Genomic DNA, 16,660 nt, shown 5'->3' with positions numbered 1-16,660 from the left:
CGACGTGGCGTTAAAGATCCAATAACGGTAAACGTCTGCGGGCACGTCGGGCCTGGTGAGATATCGCCTTTGCCATTGCCGCGCCGATCTCCGCGCAGGCGGTGATCCCCTGGACAAAGGGTTGGTCATGCATCAACCACGGGATGGCGCCGAATGCAATACGCCCGCGAATCGCCGGAGGATCCAGCAACGTATAATCATCGCCGACTTCCGGGATCTCATCACCCGTCGCCAGCAACTGCGCTCGTAAATGAGGAAACGGAATATCTTTGTTTTTCAGCGGTTTTTGCCCACGGGCATCGACAAACACATCATAGATATAGTGCTTATCCCGGCTGGAGATCAACGTTTTTTCCGGCTGGATGGCTATTTCATAATCCTGTCCCAACGAGAGAATGCTGATCACACCCGCTTCGCGTAGCGCCAGTAAGCGGCGGATAGATTCCGGGGGAATGGCGGCGTAGCAGTCGATAAACACGCGGGCAAGACCTGCGCTAAAACGTGTCCGATCCCTGTCATTGAGGTGGGGAACTATTGTCTGGACGGCTTCATGCAACCGCAGGATGACGTAACGCCAGGGAACGGTGTATCTCTCGCGTTTGTTTCGCTCGACTTCCTTGAGGTTAGCCTGCGCCCAGTGAAAAGGATTCTTCTGCTGACGTTGATAAAACCAGGTTTCGCTAAAGGTGTCCGCATCAAGGTCGCAAAGGGCGATCTCTTCGCTCCAGTGCGGATCGGCGAGCGCGATTTCCTGAGCAATCAGATTAAATACCCGGTCGAGCAAGCCATCGGCCCCGACGGCGATTTCCTGGTCGAGCGCGTGTTGGGTAACGATCTGCAGCGGCTCCCAGGGGATTGGGCAGTAAAAGTCGGCCTCCGGCAAAATGCCGGAGCGGGACATGAGCACAATTTTAAGGGACTCACAGCCATCGTTCAGCCTGAAAATCAGCGTGTCATCATCCGGCTCGCTAAAGCTGCCATGCTGAACCGCAACGGCCATTGCCGCATCAATCCCGCTCAGTGAGGTTCCCATGATGCCCACCCGGCAAGGCGGGATCTTCGCTTCCATCAGGCCTGACCACGGACTGGGAAACCAACTGCGGGTTGATTCTTCTTCCGCGGGCCAGACGTGACCAGTGGCGATGACTGCGAGATCAAAGGATTCGGCGGTCGGTTCATTTTGTCGCCAGAGCCTGACACCTGCTTCGCTGGCCTGCAGGTCGGTAACAAGGCAGGATTCATTGACCTGTATCCGAAAGCCTTGTTCTTTGGCTTGCGCAACCAGTGCAAGAAACCGATCGCGAAAATATTCGCCAAGCAGAATGCGCGGCAGAAACTGGCGGTCATGAAGCGTATCGTAATCTACGCCGTAGCGCGAAAGATTAGCTTTGCTTTGGGTTTTTAGCCAGTCAAGATAAGTGCACTGAATGGGCGGTATTTCAATACTGGCGATGTTTGCCAGCATCATGGGGGAATTATCTTCGTCACTGTAGGGCATGCCTACGCCTGCTTCATCTGCCTGCTCATAAATCGACACCTCGAACGGTTCGTTATGTTTAAGTAATGCGTACAACGTATAAATACCGGTTGGACCTGCGCCGATGATAGCAATTTTCTTCATATTGACTGACCCGTCGCTGTTATTACATTTGTTATCGGTGGCCTTCCGTGAGTTGAAAAGCGCCACGAGATAGTCTGTCCCGGTGAGGTAAACCTGGCAGAATAATTGTGGTGCAAAATGGCGAAGAGGGCCAACTGGCGATGCGGGCGTTGTACCGAGGCGAATTTATTCTCATACCCTTGTAGCGGTGCGTGATGAACGGCCTGAATGGTGTACTATGTCGGCACATCAGGGACGCTGAAGAGGATAAATTATGTCTACCCCCGTATTTCGCCAGGCCACGCCATCCGACGTTGATCGCTGCTATCAGATTGAAATCACCGCGTATGAAGGTGACGAAGCGGCGACGAGAGAAAAAATCGCCACCCGTATCAATCTGTATCCGCAAGGGTTTATGTGTATGGAACTTGGCGGAGAAGTGATTGGATTTATTAACGCGGGCTGTGCGTGGGACGTGGTGATGTCCGACGAAGAGTTCAAAGAGCTTATCGGGCACGACCCGGCGGCGCCAAATGTGGTGATTATGTCGGTCGTGGTAGATCCTGATTTCCAGGGGCAGGGCTACGCCTCGCTGATGATGCGTGAGTTTATCTCGCGGATGAAGGTCATGAATAAGCAAACCATCCATCTTATGTGTAAAGATCGTCATGTGGATCTCTATGCGCACTTTGGCTATCGCTATATTAAACCGTCAGCGTCCGATCATGGCGGCATGGCCTGGCATGAGATGATGATGACGCTGTGATCTTATGCTTATTGATGCGCTAAGGCTAAATTCAGGCTTTAGCGCATCGGTTCATTTCTCTTTTTTACCATTACGAACGTCGCGAATATTTGACAGGTTACCGCTGTAACACTTCAGCAAATTTCGCCAGCCATTGTGGATGAGCGGGCCAGGCAGGTGCGGTGACCAGGTTGCCATCGACGTGCGCCTGATCGATGCCAATATCGGCATAATGTCCACCCGCGAGCCGTACTTCCGGCGCGCAGGCGGGGTAGGCGCTGCAGGTTCGGCCTTGCAGAATGCTGGCGGCGGCCAGCAGTTGTGGGCCGTGACAAACGGCGGCAATTGGTTTGCCCGCGGCGTTAAATGCCTGTACCAGTGTTATTACGTCGTTATTTAATCGCAAATATTCCGGCGCCCGCCCGCCGGGAATCAGTAGGGCATCGTAGTCCTGTTCTTTCACTTCGGCAAAGTCGGCGTTAAGGGTAAAGCGGTGACCCGGTTTCTCGCTGTATGTCTGAGCGCCATCAAAATCATGGATCGCCGTCGTGACGTAGTCCCCTTTGACCTTATCGGGGCATACCGCGTCGACCTGATGGCCAATCATCTGCAGCGCCTGAAAAGGCACCATCGTTTCATAATCTTCGGCGTAGTCGCCGACCAGCATCAGAATTTTTTTACTTATCATGATCGCTCCTGCATATGGGAAGATGCATAAGATATATAACCATCATATTCAGGTTGCAGGCGGTCTGGCAGGGCCTCTCTCCGCCTCCTGTCTGCTCATGTGAGGCCGACGCAAACACGGTTAAGCGTTATGTCCTGCAACACGAATTAGTTAGGGTATAGACCATGAGCGGGGAATGGGAAATTGGCAGGATGCTTCTTTAGACTGAGAATGCTCAGTTGCTAACAAATATCGAAATTTTCAGCCGGGATAAAGCGTAAACCCGATTTAAAATATCATTGGCACAGGGATGATTTATGGGTGTTACTGACGAGAGGATAAAAGCGCAGCACTCAATTATCAACTGAATGGTGCGTCCGAGTGGACTCGAACCACCGACCCCCACCATGTCAAGGTGGTGCTCTAACCAACTGAGCTACGGACGCAATATGGTGCGTTTAATTGGACTCGAACCAACGACCCCCACCATGTCAAGGTGGTGCTCTAACCAACTGAGCTATAAACGCATTATGGTGCGTTCAATTGGACTCGAACCAACGACCCCCACCATGTCAAGGTGGTGCTCTAACCAACTGAGCTATGAACGCAATGTTGTGGTAACAACGGGGACGCATATTAACGGCAGGGCGGGGTTGTGGCAAGAGGCAAACGTCACTTTTCTTCCAGATTTGACGCGATCGCAGAAGTTTTATCCATGTTGCTTATATTTTACTGATGCAAAAGAATATTTGTTCATCAGGTTCGGATAACGGCGCGCTATCCGCGCCGTTTTTTCATCCAATATCGCGCCGAACAGGCTTAACGCGCAGCACGCTGTAGAATGATGCTGGAAGGCTGACGCTGCAGGAAACGCATACGCAGCATCATCATGATGGCAGCGGAGGTTAAACCAATAATAAATCCCCACCAGAAACCCGCGGGCCCCAGGCGCGGGACAACGACGTCGGTCAGCGCCAGCAGATAGCCGCTCGGCAGCCCGAGCACCCAATAGGCGATAAAGGTGATAAAGAAGATGGAGCGGGTATCTTTATAACCACGCAGGATCCCGCTGCCAATCACCTGAATGGAGTCGGAAATCTGGTAGATCGCCGCTAACAACATTAACTGGGAAGCCAGCATAACGACCTCAGGGTTGTCGTTATACAGCAGCGCAATTTGCTTGCGCATCAGAATAGTGAAAATGGCGGTGATAACGGCCATACACACGCCAACGCCCAGGCCGGTTCTGGCCGAAGTTTGTGCTTCCAGCGTTGAGCCCTGCCCAAGACGGAAACCGACGCGAATCGTCACCGCCGCGCCCAGGGAGAGCGGTAACACGAACATTAGCGAACTGAAGTTAAGGGCAATCTGATGTCCGGCGACATTGATGATCCCCAGCGGAGAGACCAGCAGCGCCACCACGGCAAACAGGGTCACTTCGAAAAACAGCGCCAGCGCAATCGGCAGGCCCAGTTGTACCAGGCGCTTAAGAACAGCTACGTCCGGTTTGCCGAAACCTTCGTGGCTGCGAATATCCCGCATTGAGCGCGCGCGGCGCACCCAGAAGATCATACTGAAAAACATCACCCAGTAAACGGCAGCCGTCGCCACGCCGCAACCAATACCACCCAGCTCTGGCATACCGAAATGACCGTAGATAAAGATGTAGTTCACGGGAATGTTGACCAGCAGGCCGATAAACCCCATAACCATGCCCGGCTTGGTCTTCGCCAGACCTTCACACTGGTTACGCGCGACCTGAAAGAAGAGATAGCCGGGCGCTCCCCATAACAGGGTGCGCAGGTAGCCAACGGCTTTCTCCGCCATCGCCGGGTCAATATCATGCATGGAACTGATGATGTAACCTGCGTTCCACAGGATAACCATCACCAGCATTGAGACGAAGCCAGCCAGCCAGAAACCCTGACGCACCTGATGGGCGATACGGTCGCGACGACCTGAACCATTAAGCTGAGCAATGATCGGGGTCATCGCCAGCAGCAGACCATGGCCGAAAAGGATCACCGGTAACCAAATGGAGGTACCGATAGCCACGGCTGCCATATCGGTGGCGCTGTAACCGCCCGCCATTACGGTATCGACGAATCCCATAGCGGTCTGGGCAACCTGAGCGAGGATAACGGGTATTGCCAGCGCTAACAACTGACGCGCTTCAATAAAGTACTTCTGCACGTGAACACCTTTATATTGTTGTTATTTTTGGACTAAAAAAGCCGCTCTACATAGCAGCAAGAAGAAAAACAGGGGGATTTTCCAGACCATTGTAGCGAGGATTGGCTATTTATCCAGTGAAAAAATCCCAGTAGACGTTGTTCGCTGGCAACCTGTTTTACCACCTGTTATTGTTCCATATAGCCTAAAACGGTAATGATACCGTCATGAGTTTATACAGGAGCAAAACATGTTTACCGGTATTGTGCAGGGGACCGCGAAAGTGCTGTCCATTGACGAGAAACCCAATTTTCGCACCCACGTAGTGGAATTACCTGAGCATATGCTTTCAGGGCTCGAAACGGGGGCGTCGGTGGCGCACAATGGGTGTTGTTTGACCGTCACGCATATCGACGGCGCACGGGTGAGTTTTGACCTGATGAAAGAGACACTGCGAGTCACCAACCTGGGCGCAGTCCGTGCAGGCGATAGCGTGAACGTTGAGCGTGCGGCTAAATTCAGCGACGAAATTGGCGGTCATCTGATGTCCGGTCATATCATGACCACCGCCGAAGTGGTGAAAATTCTGACCTCGGAAAATAACCGTCAAATCTGGTTTAAGGTTCAGGACCCGGCGTTAATGAAATATATCCTTTATAAAGGATATATTGGCGTGGACGGGATCAGTCTGACCGTCGGCGAAGTGACCCCGACGCGCTTTTGTGTGCATTTAATTCCGGAAACGCTCCAGCGCACCACGCTTGGCGCGAAAAAGCTGGGCGATCGGGTGAATATTGAAATCGATCCGCAGACGCAGGCGGTGATTGATACCGTCGAGCGCGTGCTGGCGGCGAAAGAGGCGGCGCAGAAAACGGCGACAGAGTAACCCGGTACGCAGCCCGACAGGCGTGATCGGGCTGCCGATTGACATACTAACCGTCAGATATCCATTGCCGCGTGATGGCCCTGATAAATTGCGGTTGTAATTGTCGGGATCTTCACGTAATCACCCACCAGCGCCACCCACGGCGCGCAGTCGCGCAGTTGATCGATTGTCTCGCGGCGCGCGCTTTTGTCATGGGGTTGTTCTCCGGCGTTATTTAAGCAGAATATTTTTATTTATCAGGCGAAAAATTAAGGCGAGCACCAGCGCGGTGACGCTAAATGCGATGCCGACGGGAAAGGCGCTGTGGTAACTGTGAGTGGCGGCAAACGTTGAGGACATAATGGTTGGTCCGACGTAACCGGCGATAGCGAAACCGCAGAACATAATGCCGAAGTTCACGCTGTTGTGCTGTGCGCCGAATTGGTCGGCGGTGAAGCCAGGAAAAACACCCATAAAGGCACCAAAACAGATACCGATAATGGAAATTCCCGTGTAAAACAGCGCATCGTCGCCGATGCCCGTGTAGTAGAGAGCACTGAGGCCTGGAATAGAGAGGATACAGGCGAGCATCAGGGTATTAATGCGGCCGATTTTGTCGGAAATCATGCCCGCCATGACCCGTCCCAGGACGTTGAAAAGAGCGAGAACGGAAACGGCCAGCGTTGCGGCGGCCGTGGACATCCCGACCATGATTTTTGCCAGCGGAGAGGCCAGAGAAATGCACATGAGTCCGGCGACGGCGCCGCAGGTCAGCATGATGAGCATAAGATAAAAATTGAAGCTGGACATCATTTGCCGCCAGGTTTTATTCCCTGAAGGCATGATGTTTCGCGCGTGTTGCGGCGGTTGCCAGCCGTCCGGACTAAAGCCATGCGGGCATTTATCGATGACGAAAGCGCAGGCGCAGATAATAACCGCGAAACCCAGTCCGATGATTTTAAAGGCAGACAGAATACCGGCCTCGGCGGTAATTATCCCGGCAATCGGCGGAATGATCACCGAACTGATGCCAAACAGGGCAGTGGTGACACCGCCGACAAAACCGCGTTTATCGGGGAAAAATTTGATAGAGGTGCTAATGGTCGCCCCGTAGACCATTCCTAATCCCAGACCGGTTAATATTCCATATGCCCAGATCAGATGACTGATTTGCGAGGCAAAACCGCAGAGGATCATCCCGCCGCCAAACATGAGTCCGCCAGTGAAAATCACCATACGGGGGCCAAATGTATCGTTTATTTTGCCCCCGCTGATCATCGTTATGGGACCAACAGAGTTGCAGATGACAAAAACGATAGCCAGATCGGCAGAGGTGATATTGGCGTTGTGAAGTTGTGAGAGGTAGTCAGCCATCGGCGTGGCAAAAACGCTCCAGGCGTACATCGAGCCTACGCATAGATTGATAAAGCAACTTGCTATCAGGATCCGCCATCTTTTTTTTGAGTAATCCATGTTTTTATCCTCGATGAAATTTTCTATTAAGCAACAAAATCAATGTTTTATTAACAATTCTTGCGTGGTAATCGTTCTGATCAGACGCTAAACCACGTTATAAATCATGTCAATGATTACATGTTTTATTTGACATGGCTGTTGACGTGGCAAGAAGGCGTAATGCGGAGAGTGACGCGTGCTATACTGCGCACAGAGATCACAGGTGAGGCGAAATGAGAGTTTTAACTTATGCCATTCTGGGCTTACTTAACCGTACGGCAATGACCGGCTATGACATCAGCAAGGCGTTTAACCATGAACTGGCAAAGTTCTGGCATGCGAAACATAGCCAGATTTATGGTGAGCTAAAGCGCATGTATCACGATGGACTGGTCACTTACGACATCGAAATCAGCGGCGATATTCTGGAAAAAAAGAAATACAGCATTACCGATACCGGAAGGGATGAACTGCTGAAATGGCTACATAAAGATGAGCCAATAGAAAAAACGGCAAAAGATGTTTTTCGGGTTCGTATGTATTTTTCCCACTATCTTGATGTCAGTACGCGTATTCATCTGTTGGAAAATCAGCGCATACAGCACCTCGAAAGGTTAAATGTTCTGCAAAAAACAATGGAACAGTACGCGCAGGTTCCACCTCTTGAAAGTGACAGATTTGGTGATTTTATTGTGCTTGAAGGGGCGATATGTCGTCAGGAGAGCGTTTTGCGCTGGATTGATAAATGTATTGGTTATTGCCGTCGCGGTGAATAAAAGAGAAAACACCTGCGCCAGGGGCGCAGGTGGAGCAGAAATTAACGAGCAACGCGAAGACCGTGCTCTGCGCCGCGAGAAAAAACGACCTGCCAGAGCTGAATATCGCGCGCGCGGAAAGCGCCGGCACAGGCATTTAGATAATAACTGAACATGCGTTTGAATCTATCCGAATAGTTATCGGCAATTTCCGGCCAGCTATTAAGGAAACGCTCATACCAGGCCATCAGGGTAGTGTCATAATCGGCGCCGAAATTATGCCAGTCTTCCATCACGAAATGCGTTTCACTGGCTTCGGCAATATGACGTACCGACGGCAGACACCCGTTAGGAAAGATATATTTATTGATCCACGGATCAACGCTGTGGCCGGTTTTTTTCGAACCGATCGTATGCAGCAGGAAGCGACCATCAGGTTTTAAGTTATGATCGACCACTTCAAAATAGGTATTGTAGTTTTTAGGCCCGACATGCTCGAACATCCCGACCGAAACGATACGGTCGAAACTATCGTGCAGATCCCGATAGTCCTGGAGTAAAATCGTCACGTCCAGCCCTGCGCAACGCTGTTGAGCCATCTTCTGCTGTTCCGCGGAGATCGTGACGCCAACAACGCTGACCTGGTAGTTTTTCGCCATGTAGTACGCCAGCCCGCCCCAGCCGCAGCCGATATCCAGTACCCGCATTCCGGGTTCAAGCTGTAATTTTCGGCAAATAAGATCTAATTTTGCCTGCTGAGCGGCGTCCAGATTCTGCGCATCTTTCCAGTAACCGCAGGAATATTGCATATAAGGATCGAGCATGCGGCTAAAGAGATCGTTGCCTAAATCGTAGTGTTCTCTACCGACAATCCATGATCTTTTTTTGCTTTGCAGATTGAACAAACGAGCGCCAGCAATACGTAGCGTATCTTTAAGATGGTGCGGGAGTTGATTCTCCAGACCGGCCCGCAGGACCTTATAGAAAAATATATCCAGTCGCTCACAATCCCACCAGCCGTCCATATAACTCTCGCCTAATCCCAGTGACCCTTCCTGCAGGACGCGTTTAAAAAAATGCGGATTTTTAATCTGCAGATCGGAGGGGGCGGGGCCGTTGATCTCAATATTGGCACGGCCTAACAATTCAGCTGCAATCCGGTACCAGTCATCATTTGGTACACTTACTTCTTCTATACACGATGAACTCATAGCTTCTCCATCACGCCCAAGTGATCAGAACCTTAAAACAGCGTAGACGTTTTTTTGGTTTTGTGAGAAATCCCACGGATTAACCGCGAGACTGCTATCCGACGTAGAACAGAGGAAGGGAGATAACCCTTGCCGAAAGGCCATCCATGGTGAAACGGGATGCATCCTGCTCCCGTTAAGATTTGTTGAATATTCTATTTATGTGATACCGGATTCAGTATAGGCCGCTAAAAACGGGCTTTCAATAAAAATATCTTAGCCAGCTAATGACTAAATCCGGGGGCCAGTCAGGCGTCTATTTTAGGCATGCGACGTGTCAGTTACCCGCCGCGCAGCGTTGTGTTGCAGACGATAACCGATGCCGGCAAGCACAATGGAGACCAGCATCACGCGGGTGGTGGTTTGCAGTGGATGCGCAATGAGTGCCGAGACAAGCAGACTGGTAACGAAACAGAGACCGAGCTGTAAGGTATTTTGCAACGCGGCGGCGCGGCCGGTGGCCTGTGGAAAGGGCTTCAGGGCCTGAGCGACAACGATGGGATAAATTCCCGCATTTACCGCCGCCATGGCGCAGAACGGGATCATCAATCCGACCAGCGTGACATTATCCTGCAGGCCGGTCATCCAGATGGCGGCAACGCTGATAGTGAAGATAGCCAGCAGCCAGGGCAGGATTTGCCCGCCTGACCACTTTTGCAGGGCCGCGCGGCAGCCGTAACCGCCCACCAGAAAAGCGATAGTTTGCGGAATGTAGCTCAGACCGACCGCCGTTGGGCCATAGCCCATATCATGGAGAATAAAAGGTGAGCCGGTCAGCCAGGCAAAAAAGCTTGCGGAGCAGGCGGCGTAAATCAGCACATTACCGCTATATTCACGTGAGCGAAGCAGGGTAAAGAAAGTGAGCTTTTGCTGTGTATTGACGGATGGCTTATTAACAGATCTCAGACGAATGGTCGGCAGGATCAGCACCAGAGCCACAGCGGCCAGGACAGCAAAAATAGCCTGCCAGTCGAAATGTACCAACAGCCAGCTACCGAGCAGCGGCGCCAGCGCGGGAGAGAGTCCGACCAGCGGCATAATGGTGGCAAAAATACGGTTCGTGCGATGCGCCGGATAGTAATCGGTGACCAGCGCCTGCCAGGTGACTGCGGCGGCGCAAACGCCAATGGCCTGGACAAAACGCAGCGCCAGCATCAGCCGGGTGTCCTGAACCCAGAGCATGCCCAGACAGCCGAGGGCGAAAATCAGTAGGCCGCAGAACAGCACCGGCTTACGACCGTAGCGGTCAGAGACGGGCCCCCAGAACAGTTGTCCAATAGCAAAGCCGGCAAGGAATAAGCTCAGGCTGGCGCTGACCGCGGACGCGGAGGTATTCAAATCCTGTTGAATGGCGGCAAACGCCGGCAAATACATATCAGTGGCGAGGAAACCGAGCACGCTAAGCCCCGCCAGCCAGACTAAAAATCCTTTCCCAGGTTGTTGCATAAAACTCTCATTTCAGTGATACGGCGATGATGCGGCAGAGTGTAGGGAGTGCATTCCGGCTTGTGAAACGCTAATATTTGTTCGTTCATTTCAAAAATTTTGCAGGCAAAAAATGTGGTCGGAATACTCGCTTGAAGTTGTTGATGCTGTTGCCCGCAATGGCAGCTTTAGCGCCGCAGCGCAGGAGTTGCATCGTGTGCCTTCTGCTGTCAGCTATACCGTTCGTCAACTGGAAGAGTGGCTGGCGGTTCCGCTGTTTGAACGTCGTCATCGGGATGTGGAATTAACGCCCGCCGGAGTCTGGTTTTTGCAGGAAGGGCGCTCTGTTATCAAAAAAATGCAGATCACCCGTCAGCAGTGCCAGCAGATAGCCAACGGCTGGCGCGGGCAGTTGTCCATCGCAGTCGATAACATCGTCAAACCCACGCGTATGCGGCAAATGATCGTTGATTTTTATCGCCATTTTGACGATGTTGAGCTGATTGTTGCTCAGGAGGTTTTCAACGGCGTCTGGGACGCGCTGGCCGATGGCCGTGCGGAATTAGCGATCGGGGCGACGCGTTCGATTCCGGTCGGGGGGCGCTATGCCTTCCGTGATATGGGGATGCTGAGCTGGAGTTGCGTTGTCGCCAGCCACCATCCGCTGGCAAAAATGGCGGGCCCACTGAGCGACGATGTATTACGCAACTGGCCATCGCTGGTCAGAGAGGATACGTCACGTTCGTTGCCGAAGCGCACGACCTGGCTGCTGGATAATCAGAAGAGGGTAGTGGTGCCGGACTGGGATGCTTCCGCAACCTGCCTTTCCGCCGGACTGTGTGTCGGCATGGTGCCAGAACATCTGGCGCGTCCGTGGCTGGATAGCGGTAAATGGGCTGCGCTGGCGCTGGAAAATCCATTCCCGGACGCCGCCTGTTGCCTGACCTGGCAACAAAGCGATGCATCTCCTGCGCTGCTGTGGCTGCTGGATTATCTTGGCGACAGCGAAACGCTGAACCGTGAATGGTTGCGGGCGCCGGAATAACCGACGCCGCACATGGTGTTAACGACGGTAATCGATAAACGGGCCATCGGCCACCGAACGGCGCTCGACAAGGCGCGGATGCACTTCAATCGACCGGGAGACTTCACGTTTATTGACGATACGGTCCAGTAGCATGTTGAATGCAGCCTCGCCCAGCGAGTCTTTTGGCTGATGGATGGTGGTCAGCGCCGGGCTGAAGTAGCGAGCGTTGCGCACATTATCATAACCGATCAGCGAAATATCCTGCGGTACGCGCAGGCCCATTTCGTCCGCTGCGCAGATTGCACCCATTGCCATAATATCCCCGCCGCAGAAAATTGCCGTCGGGCGGTGATGCTGGCTGAGAATTTGTTGCATTGCGCGATAGCCGGATTCCGGCTCAAAATCACCCTGTACAATCCAGTTTTCAGGAACAGTAATTCGCGCCTCTTCCATGGCTTTCATAAAGCCCGCCAGCCGACCGGCGCCAGTGTTGCGCTCCAGCGGGCCGGGGATGACCCCAATATCGTGATGGCCGCGCTCAATCAGATAGCGTCCGGCAAGGTAGCCGCCTTCAAAGGCGTTATCGATCACCGCGTCGGTGAAATCGGCTTTTGCTTCCCCCCAGTCCATTACCACCATGGGAATATGGCGGTACTCTTCCAGCATACTCAACACCGATTCCGGATATTCAGAACACATCACCAGCAGACCATCTACGCGTTTTTGCGCCATCATTGACAAATAGGCGCGCTGTTTCTCAGGATCGTTCCAGGCGTTGCCGAGGATCAGGGTGTAGCCTTTCTGGAAGCAGCTTTTCTCAACTGATTCAATAATTTCCGCAAAATAGGCCGCTTCGCTGCTGGTAGCCAGCAGACCAATAGACTTGGTGTGATTCACCTTCAGGCTACGGGCGACAGCGCTGGGAGAGTAGTGCAGTTCTTTAATCGCCGCCCATACTGCATTGCGCGTCTCTTCCGCAACGAAACGCGTTTTGTTAATTACGTGTGAAACAGTTGTAGTGGAAACGTTTGCGCGCTTCGCTACATCTTTAATAGTTGCCATTATTCCTCACTCCAGACCTTGACCTGATCGTCTGTGTATCGCTACGTAAACGTTTGCCTGCACACACCCTGATGCTAAAAATCATCATTGCATCACGTCGGGAAAACGACACAGAACGACAGGAAGGGGTCAATGGCCGATACGCTTTCAAATTAGCGTGGAATTTTGTCCGATCTTGGGGCAAAGGGGAAGAGTAAAAATGTGCATCATGCTAAATCTCGGAAGATTTTTACGCTATTCTGTGCAAAAATGATCGTACTCACTTTTTATGTGGGGATAATCAGGGGGAAAATTGATGGATACAAATTTAAGGTATTCGCTGACAACAACGATTATTGTCCTGGGCTTGATTGTTGCTGCAGGATTAACCGCAGTATTGCACTAATTTCACGTCAGGGAGACATCGCGCTCCCTTTTTTATCTGACGATTATTATCCGTTTTGCAAAAATCTTTTGCCATTTCGTTTACTTCTGCTTTTCTGTGATTGATGTCATGCTTTTAGCTTCTGACGCAATGCCGTTGTAGAAGGCGGCCTGATGGAGTGTTTTGCATGAAAATTAATTTCCCCTTGCTTGCTCTGGCGATCGGGGCTTTCGGTATCGGTACGACCGAGTTCTCCCCAATGGGCATGTTACCGGTTATTGCCAAAGGCGTGGATGTTTCAATTCCGGTGGCGGGAATGTTGATTAGCGCCTATGCCATCGGCGTCATGATCGGTGCGCCGCTGATGACGTTATTGCTCTCTCATCGGGCGCGCAGAAATGCGCTGGTTTTTCTGATGGCTATTTTTACTTTAGGCAATGTGCTCTCGGCAATTGCGCCGGATTACACCATGCTGCTGCTGTCGCGTATTATCACCAGTCTTAATCATGGCGCGTTCTTTGGCTTAGGCTCGGTGGTGGCGGCGAGCGTGGTGCCAAAACATAAACAGGCCAGCGCTGTGGCGACAATGTTTATGGGGCTGACGATTGCCAATATCGGCGGTGTTCCCGCAGCAACCTGGCTGGGTGAGACCATCGGCTGGCGTATGTCGTTTCTGGCTATGGCGGGTCTGGGTATCGTGGCGATGACAGGCCTGTGGTTTTCCCTGGCGAAAGGCAGTAGTGGGGAGCGTCCGAACGTGAAGCAGGAACTGTCGGTGCTGATGCGCCCGCAGGTACTATCGGCCTTGCTCACGACCGTACTGGGGGCTGGCGCGATGTTCACGCTCTATACCTATATTTCGCCCGTGCTGCGGACGATCAACAATGCGTCTCCGCTGTTTATTACAGCCATGCTGGTGCTGATTGGCGTGGGCTTCTCATTGGGTAACTACCTTGGCGGGAAATTTGCGGATCGTTCTGTCACCGGAACGTTAAAAGGCTTTTTGTTGTTGCTGATGGCGATTATGCTGGCCATTCCGCTGCTGGCCAAATCGCAGACTGGCGCGGCTATCAGTATGGTTGTCTGGGGCATGGCGACCTTTGCGGTGGTGCCGCCTTTACAGATGCGCGTAATGCGGCTGGCTCACGAGGCGCCAGGGCTCTCCTCATCAGTGAATATCGGTGCCTTCAATCTTGGGAATGCGCTGGGCGCGGCTGTCGGCGGCGCGGTGATTTCCGCTGGTCTGGGGTACGCGTTTGTCCCGGTGATGGGCGCGATTATTGCTGGCCTCGCGTTCTTGCTGGTGCTGTTCAGCGGCGGGACGCAACAGGAAGAAGCCTTCGCCAACCACTAATATTGCATGAACTGAAAAAATAACCGCAGAAAGGGCAATCTTTCTGCGGTTTGCTTTTAGGCGGCCAGATTAGCGGCAACAAACTTCCAGTTTACCAGCGCCCAGAAGTGTTCCAGATAGTTCGGGCGAGCGTTACGGTAGTCGATATAGTAAGCATGTTCCCAGACATCCACGGTCAGCAGCGGCGTGGCATCGCCAGTCAGCGGCGTGCCCGCGTTGCTGGTGGAGACAATAGCGAGGCTGCCGTCGGCGTTTTTCACCAGCCAGGTCCAGCCTGCGCCGAAGTTTTTAGCGGCTGCGTCGGTGAATTTGGCTTTGAAATCCGCAAAACTGCCGAAGGATTTAGCGATAGCTGCCGCCAGTGCGCCTTCCGGTTCGCCGCCCGCATTGGGTGCCAGGCAGTTCCAGTAGAAGGTGTGGTTCCAGACCTGGGCTGCGTTATTAAAGACGCCGCCGTCGGAAGAACGCACGATCTCTTCTAAGGTTTTGCCTTCAAACGCAGTCCCCTTGATCAGGTTGTTGAGGTTGGTGACATAGGCCTGGTGGTGTTTGCCATAATGGTATTCCAGGGTTTCTGCGGAAATGTGCGGCGCCAGGGCGTCTTTTGCATATGGTAATGCAGGTAATTCAAACGACATTGCTACTCTCCTTTTTATCGTTATACCCGTCATACTTCGGCTGCATCCCGTGCAGTTTGTCCGTTCCAGGCGTGCCCTATGAAGGACCGCGCGGGCGTTGTACAAAACGGCTCCCCGCTTCGTTATGCAACGCAAATTATTCAGGGCATTGGACGCGTAATAACCATGTATTTCGCAAGGTAATAGTAGCAAATTAAAAGATGTGACAAAAGAGAACGTTACTCCGTCGTCGTCACGACGGGGCAGAATCAGCGAATCGTTTTTGGCGTCATAACGCGTCGGGCGCCAACATAGTGACGTAACCAGTAATCTTCACTTAATGAGGTTATCTGAATATCGCGACCGGTGCGCGGGGACTGAATGAACTTGCCGTTGCCCACATAGACGCCGACGTGATCGGCGGTACCGCGCCCACGAGTACGAAAGAAGACTAAATCTCCGCTTTGCAGCTCGTCGCGATCGACCGGACGGGCATCGCGCAGGTGATACATCTCATTGGCAGTGCGCGGAATGTGGATTTTTACCAGATCTTTATAGGCGTAATACACCAGACCGCTGCAGTCAAACCCGGTGCGCGGCGAGGTACCGCCCCAGCGATAGGGCTTGCCAATCTGATTCATCAGTTTTGACATGGCGGTGTTCTGTGCTTTTTGTACCCGAATTTTGTGCGCTTCGGAAAGGGTGATCTTCCGTTCGTCGGCGATGGGGCGGCAGCGGGTTTTATACCCCTTACGCACGATGCACTTTTTCTGGACGCTGGCCCGGACAACCCTGTTTTCAGCCTCCGATTTTGCCGGGCCTGCGCACAATTTTTTATAGCCTTTGCGGAGCACACATTTTTTCGTGGCGCTGGCGACCTGGCGATGAAGCGCGGTTTGGGTTGATGGCGTACCGGAAGTGGGGTGTGTTATCCGTCTGGTGGTCGAGGTTTTCTTGCTGGAGGTTCTGGCGCTGCTCTTGCTTCTGGAACTTACGGCTTTTTTCTTACGCTCCGGGGTAGTGCCTTTGGCCTGATGTGATTTTAGTGAAGCAGAAGTGTGCGTATGCCCGGAAGCATGCGCCAGGGGGGTAAGAGAAAACGATGTGAAAAGTAATGCACAGAGCGAAATCGCGGTTTTATTAAGACGCGCCACTGAGCAATCCTCTGGTTAAATTACAGACACATACAGATGCCTGACGATGAAAGACAAAACGCATCGATTCTAAAACATAAAATCCCGGAAAGTTAATACTCTTTTGTATCTAAAGTCTCGTTTGGTTAACATTTGCAAAAAAATACGT

Annotated in this window: 15 protein-coding genes and 3 tRNA genes; 6 read left to right on the top strand and 12 right to left on the bottom strand. The window is 52.4% G+C overall.

From position 1 onward, the window contains the following. Positions 1–10: 10 nt before the first annotated feature. Entirely contained in the window at positions 11–1,621 is a 1,611-nt protein-coding gene (locus FN037_RS01180) for an FAD-NAD(P)-binding protein (protein ID WP_138358841.1), read from the bottom strand. 253 nt (positions 1,622–1,874) lie between these two features. Here FN037_RS01180 and FN037_RS01175 point away from each other — a divergent pair, with 253 nt between their 5' ends. After that, positions 1,875–2,366, top strand: a complete 492-nt coding sequence (locus FN037_RS01175) for a GNAT family N-acetyltransferase (RefSeq protein WP_142501387.1) — start codon at positions 1,875–1,877, stop codon at positions 2,364–2,366. 97 nt (positions 2,367–2,463) lie between these two features. Here the strand turns inward: FN037_RS01175 and FN037_RS01170 are convergent, their stop codons facing one another. The 5 genes from FN037_RS01170 to mdtK form a co-directional block, all read right to left on the bottom strand. Beyond that, a complete protein-coding gene (locus tag FN037_RS01170; protein WP_185929212.1) occupies positions 2,464–3,033 on the bottom strand; it encodes a DJ-1/PfpI family protein in 570 nt (189 codons plus the stop codon). 348 nt (positions 3,034–3,381) lie between these two features. Beyond that, positions 3,382–3,458 (bottom strand) — tRNA-Val (locus FN037_RS01165). A 4-nt stretch (positions 3,459–3,462) separates the two neighbouring features. Next, a tRNA-Val gene (locus tag FN037_RS01160) sits at positions 3,463–3,539 on the bottom strand. A 4-nt stretch (positions 3,540–3,543) separates the two neighbouring features. Next, positions 3,544–3,620 (bottom strand) — tRNA-Val (locus FN037_RS01155). A 211-nt stretch (positions 3,621–3,831) separates the two neighbouring features. Beyond that, positions 3,832–5,205 (bottom strand): MdtK family multidrug efflux MATE transporter, encoded by a 1,374-nt coding sequence (gene mdtK, locus FN037_RS01150; RefSeq protein ID WP_138358845.1) that lies wholly within the window; start codon positions 5,203–5,205, stop codon positions 3,832–3,834. A 229-nt stretch (positions 5,206–5,434) separates the two neighbouring features. On the opposite strand from mdtK, the gene FN037_RS01145 reads away from it, so the two are divergent. Continuing rightward, complete coding sequence (locus tag FN037_RS01145) at positions 5,435–6,070, top strand: riboflavin synthase subunit alpha (RefSeq protein ID WP_138358847.1); 636 nt, start codon at positions 5,435–5,437, stop codon at positions 6,068–6,070. A 210-nt stretch (positions 6,071–6,280) separates the two neighbouring features. Here the strand turns inward: FN037_RS01145 and FN037_RS01140 are convergent, their stop codons facing one another. Beyond that, positions 6,281–7,522 (bottom strand): OFA family MFS transporter, encoded by a 1,242-nt coding sequence (locus tag FN037_RS01140; protein ID WP_138358849.1) that lies wholly within the window; start codon positions 7,520–7,522, stop codon positions 6,281–6,283. 215 nt (positions 7,523–7,737) lie between these two features. Between FN037_RS01140 and FN037_RS01135 the strand changes: the two genes are divergently transcribed. After that, on the top strand, positions 7,738–8,280 hold the full coding sequence (locus FN037_RS01135) for a PadR family transcriptional regulator (RefSeq protein ID WP_138358851.1): 543 nt from the start codon (positions 7,738–7,740) through the stop codon (positions 8,278–8,280). A gap of 41 nt (positions 8,281–8,321) precedes the next feature. Here FN037_RS01135 and cfa read toward each other — a convergent pair whose 3' ends face one another. After that, positions 8,322–9,470: a cyclopropane fatty acyl phospholipid synthase gene (cfa, locus tag FN037_RS01130; RefSeq protein ID WP_138358853.1), complete on the bottom strand. Its 1,149-nt coding sequence runs from the start codon at positions 9,468–9,470 to the stop codon at positions 8,322–8,324. 300 nt (positions 9,471–9,770) lie between these two features. Next, on the bottom strand, positions 9,771–10,955 hold the full coding sequence (gene punC, locus FN037_RS01125) for a purine nucleoside transporter PunC (protein ID WP_138358855.1): 1,185 nt from the start codon (positions 10,953–10,955) through the stop codon (positions 9,771–9,773). 112 nt (positions 10,956–11,067) lie between these two features. Here punC and punR point away from each other — a divergent pair, with 112 nt between their 5' ends. Further along, complete coding sequence (gene punR, locus FN037_RS01120; protein WP_142501386.1) at positions 11,068–11,979, top strand: DNA-binding transcriptional activator PunR; 912 nt, start codon at positions 11,068–11,070, stop codon at positions 11,977–11,979. Between the two features lie 18 nt (positions 11,980–11,997). On the opposite strand, the gene purR is transcribed toward punR, so the two are convergent. After that, complete coding sequence (gene purR, locus FN037_RS01115) at positions 11,998–13,023, bottom strand: HTH-type transcriptional repressor PurR (protein ID WP_138358859.1); 1,026 nt, start codon at positions 13,021–13,023, stop codon at positions 11,998–12,000. Between the two features lie 295 nt (positions 13,024–13,318). Here purR and FN037_RS01110 point away from each other — a divergent pair, with 295 nt between their 5' ends. Both FN037_RS01110 and FN037_RS01105 read left to right on the top strand, forming a co-directional pair. Beyond that, on the top strand, positions 13,319–13,408 hold the full coding sequence (locus FN037_RS01110) for a YnhF family membrane protein (RefSeq protein WP_138358861.1): 90 nt from the start codon (positions 13,319–13,321) through the stop codon (positions 13,406–13,408). A 166-nt stretch (positions 13,409–13,574) separates the two neighbouring features. Continuing rightward, positions 13,575–14,741, top strand: a complete 1,167-nt coding sequence (locus FN037_RS01105; RefSeq protein WP_138358863.1) for an MFS transporter — start codon at positions 13,575–13,577, stop codon at positions 14,739–14,741. A 56-nt stretch (positions 14,742–14,797) separates the two neighbouring features. Here the strand turns inward: FN037_RS01105 and sodB are convergent, their stop codons facing one another. Together sodB and FN037_RS01095 are read right to left on the bottom strand one after the other, a co-directional pair. Beyond that, positions 14,798–15,379, bottom strand: coding sequence for a superoxide dismutase [Fe] (sodB, locus tag FN037_RS01100; protein ID WP_142501385.1), 582 nt, complete (start codon positions 15,377–15,379; stop codon positions 14,798–14,800). Between the two features lie 248 nt (positions 15,380–15,627). Further along, entirely contained in the window at positions 15,628–16,512 is an 885-nt protein-coding gene (locus FN037_RS01095) for a C40 family peptidase (RefSeq protein WP_142501384.1), read from the bottom strand. Between the last annotated feature and the right edge of the window lie 148 nt (positions 16,513–16,660).

This window comes from Klebsiella sp. 2680 (assembly GCF_900198535.1).
Taxonomy (GTDB): domain Bacteria; phylum Pseudomonadota; class Gammaproteobacteria; order Enterobacterales; family Enterobacteriaceae; genus Klebsiella; species Klebsiella indica.
Note: the sequence above shows the minus strand (reverse complement) of the source record. Positions and strands in the feature narration are given on the sequence as shown.